Below are 4,014 nucleotides of genomic sequence, written 5' to 3' on the forward strand. Positions count from 1 at the left end.
ACGCGGAGATACTGCGGCGTGAGCGCCTGAATGGTGTTGGCTGTCGGGGCGATCAGCTTGTCGCCCGGGCCCTGGGACAGCGGGTTGACACGGAGGAAGAACGCCCCCGGCTTGCGCAGCCACCAGCCGATCACGGGTGCATCAAAGTTCGCATGGATCCCCTCGAAGGCATCCTGGACCTGCCCAAGGGCATACTCGCAGGCGTACTGCACCAGTGGCAGGTCCTCTGCCTTTCGGCCCTCCGCCTCGTAACGGCGCAGCGCCGAAAGGGCAAGGACCTGCCAGGTGAGGGCATCGGCGAAGCGGCCCGTGAGATTCCCCTTGGCCTTGAGCTTGCCGCCGATGCAGAACATGGCCAGATCCGTCAGCAGCGCAAACCGCGACGAGGCCCAGGCCAGGCGACGGTAATAGGTGGCCGTGGGACCGGACACCGGGCTGCCGGCACTGTGGCCGCGAGTCAGGCCGCGGCCCCTGGCGCGCAACCAGTTGCTTGCCGTATGGCGAAGCCAGCCCAGCAACCCCTGCCGGAAGGCCGCTGCATCAGCGTCCTCGAGCGCCTTGATCAGGGGCAGGGCGTACGGGTGGCAACGCGTGGCACCCTGGCCGAAGATAATCAGGGTGCGGGTCATGATATTGGCCCCTTCCACGGTAATCCCGACCGGCGCGCCGTGGTAGCCGGAGGCCAGAACATTGTTTGGGCCTTGCATGACCCCGGCGCCGGAGAAGACGTCCATGCCGTCCGTGAGCAGCTTGCGCACGGTCTCCGTGCTGCTGGATTTCAGCAGCGCCGAGATAACCGGAGGCTGCTCCCCGCCGTCGATCGCCGAGCAGGTGTATACCCGCGCGCCTTCGAATAGGTACGCCATGGCCGCAATGCCAGCGACCTTGTCCTGGACGCCTTCCATGAGCCCGATGGGAATGCCGAATTGGTGGCGGATCATGGAGTAGGCGCCGGTTACCGCGGCTGTGGACTTCATGCCCCCGATGGCGCTGGCGGGCAGGGACACCGCGCGACCCCCAGCGAGCTGTTCCATCAGCATACGCCAGCCTTGCCCGGTATACTCCGGGCCGCCGATGATCTGCTCCGGCGAGGCGATCACGTCCTCCCCCACGAGCGGGCCATTGTAGAAGCCCTCGCCCACGGGCATGTGGTGCTCGCCGCTGTGCAGGCCCGGCGTGCCCTCGTGCAGCATCACCACGGTAATGCCGGGGTACTCGCCTTTGCCGAGCAAGTTGTCCGGATCGTGCATTTGGAAGGCAAGCGAGATCAGGTTCGCCACCGGCGCCAGCGTGATGTAGCGCTTGCGGAAGTTCAGGCGGATCTTTACCTCGCCGCTCTCATCCCTGAACACCAGTCCTTCTGCCTTGATGGCAGCGGCGTCGGAGCCCGCGGTGGGTTCCGTCAGCCCGAAACAGGGGACGTATTCACCGCTGGCCAGGCGGGGCAGATAGTGCTCCTTTTGCTTGCTGGTGCCGTAGTGCTTGAGCAGCTCGGCCGCGCCCAGGGAGTTGGGGATGACCACGAAGGTCCCGACGGTGGACGAGTAGTTGTTCACCTTCGCCATGACCGAGGAAATGGCGAGGGTGGAGAATCCCTTGCCGCCGTACTCCTTGGGGATGAGCAGGCCCATGAAGCCCTGCTTTTTGATGAACTCCAGGGCCGCATCGGGGGCACGGCGGGTGCGGGCGACCTCGTAGGTGTCGAGCATGCGGCAGAGCTCTTCCGTCGGGCCATCGAGAAAGGCCTGCTCCTCCTCCGAGAGTCGGTTGTAGGGTTCGGCCAGGATGCTCTTGAAGTCCGGATTACCGGAGAAGAGCTGGCCGTCGATCCAGACGGTGCCTGCCTCCAGGGCTTGGCGCTCGGTGTCGGAGATGCGCGGCAGCATGTTGTTCGCCCGCATGGCCTTCATCAATGCAGAAAACATGGTCATTCTCCAAGCCGCGTCGTGAGGTGGGATGCGGGCGGTGACTTGACTGCGTTCGCGCGGTCCAACACGGGCCGATGCCGCGATGGCCGGTTCCGCTTGGCGAACCGCTACCACGATCAGATTAGCGAGGGTTGTACCATACTCACCCGTATGGCTAAAGCCCTCACGCCTGCCCCGGCCGTCCACGCGACCGTCGTGGTGCGGGCGAGGCCCGCGGAGTCTGGGTCTGGCGCCCGGACGCTAACCGCTCACGCAGGGCATCACGTGGCGGTGATGCGCGCCGATGTGGCCCCGCAGCAAGGCGTCCACCCGCTGCACGTTCACCTCCGCGCCAAGCACAGTGGCAGCCATCTGCCAGCGTTGGCGTGCGCTCTGCGCGTCGAGCCAGCCTGTCACCAATTGCGCCAGCGTGCCTTCCTGGCAGCCGGGTAAAGGGTGCGGGTGGACGATGCGGCTGGGAATGCCGGCGTCCTCCAACACGGCAATGCCGGCGATTGCGCCTGGGCCGAAGCCAGGCAGGAGAAACCGGGACGGCCGCAGCCGCAGGGGCGGTTCCGTGGCGGTGAGACCGATCAGGGCGAGGTGGATGGGCCAGCCGCGGGACGCCGCGAACAGGATGGCGGGCAGGCCGGCTTCGTCGGCGATCAGGACGAGTCGCCGTTCTCCGGCAGGGCGGTGGATGGGCTCGCCCTGGGGAGCGGACAGTTCGACATGGGTGCCCCGGGCGTGGCCGGCGACCTCGCCGGGGCCCTGAAAGGCAAGCCAGCCCTCCCGCTTTGAGGCATCCAGGACGGCGAGCTGCAGTCCTTGGCCGGGAAGCTGCAACCGAAACCACTGCCCGGGAGCCACGAGCTCTGCGGCCCCGTACGCCACCTGAAGCAGGCGGCTGCTGCCGGACATTGCCGTATTGGCCAGTAGCTTAGTGCCCTGACTCATGGCCGCGCGCCGTCGGCGGATGCGCCCGGTAGACTGTGTTGCCACCCACCAGCGTACGCTGCACCCGGCCGCTGAGCTCCCAACCGGTGAATGGCGTGTTACGGCCGCGGCTGTGCATGGTCTCCGGGGTCACCCACCAGGGGATGTTCGGGTCCACGAGGCAGATATCGGCGGGGGCACCGGGGCGCAGTGTTCCTGCCGTCAGCCCGAGCGCGCTCGACGGGCCGCTGGTGACCCGGGCGATGGCGGCGTCCAGAGGCAACAGCCCCTCGTCATGAAGCCGCAGCGCCAGGGACAGCAGCGTGTCCAGTCCCGAGATGCCCGCTTCCGCGGCGACGAAAGGCGCCGCCTTGGCATCCGCATCGTGGGGCTGGTGATCCGAGCACACGGCCTGGATCGTCCCCGCGGCGACGGCCTGGCGCAGAGCCGTGCGGTCGCTCTCGCCGCGCAGCGGCGGCATGACATGGCACTGGCTGGCAAAGCCGCTGATGTCCATTTCCGTGAGAAAGAGCTGGTGCATGGCCACGTCGGCGGTCACGGGCAGGCCGTCACGGCGCGCGCGGGCCACCATGGCGGCCCCGCGCGCCGAGGAGAGGCGGTTGAAGTGCACCTGCCCGCCGATTTCCTCCACCAAGGCGAGGGCCCGGGCCAGGGCGACGGTCTCCGCCGCCACCGGAATGCCGGCAATGCCCAGGCGTGTGGCGACCCAGCCCTCGTGCATGCCGCCCCCGCGGGTGAGATCGGCGTCCTGCGGGGTGAGCATCACGGTAATGGCGTGGGTGGCGGCGTACTCGAGCGCCCGGCGCAGCACCAGTGTGTTGCCGAGGGGCCGTCCGCCGTCGCTCACGGCGACACAGCCGGCCTGCCTCAGCGCCGCCATCTGGCTCAGGTGCTGGCCTTCCAAGCCGGCGGTTAGGGCGCCGAGGGGGGCGAGCCGGCTGGCGCCGGCCTTGTCGGCTTGCCCCTGGACGAGCTCAAGCACCGCTGTGCTGTCGATGACAGGCTGCGTGGCTGGCGAGGGGCACAGGGTCGTGATGCCGACGCTCGCGGCGGCCTGAAGTTCGCTGATGATGTCTGCCTTGTGTTTCGCGCCGGGCTCGCGCAGGTGGACGGCCAGATCCACAAGACCGGGAATGACCAGCTGACCGCC

General features: G+C 67.9%; 3 protein-coding genes. All 3 read right to left on the reverse strand.

The features are described from left to right. The coding region (locus QZT63_RS16270) for an acyl-CoA dehydrogenase (protein ID WP_290652548.1) at positions 1-1,925 on the reverse strand (1,925 nt) is incomplete at its 3' end. Positions 1,926-2,168: 243 nt separating this feature from the next. After that, on the reverse strand, positions 2,169-2,864 hold the full coding sequence (locus tag QZT63_RS16275) for a hypothetical protein (protein WP_290652549.1): 696 nt from the start codon (positions 2,862-2,864) through the stop codon (positions 2,169-2,171). After that, on the reverse strand, positions 2,848-4,014 hold a 1,167-nt coding region (locus QZT63_RS16280; protein ID WP_290652550.1), incomplete at its 5' end, for a dihydroorotase. The genes QZT63_RS16275 and QZT63_RS16280, both read right to left, overlap by 17 nt.

Source organism: Aquisalimonas sp. (genome assembly GCF_007120195.1).
Lineage (GTDB): Bacteria > Pseudomonadota > Gammaproteobacteria > Nitrococcales > Aquisalimonadaceae > Aquisalimonas.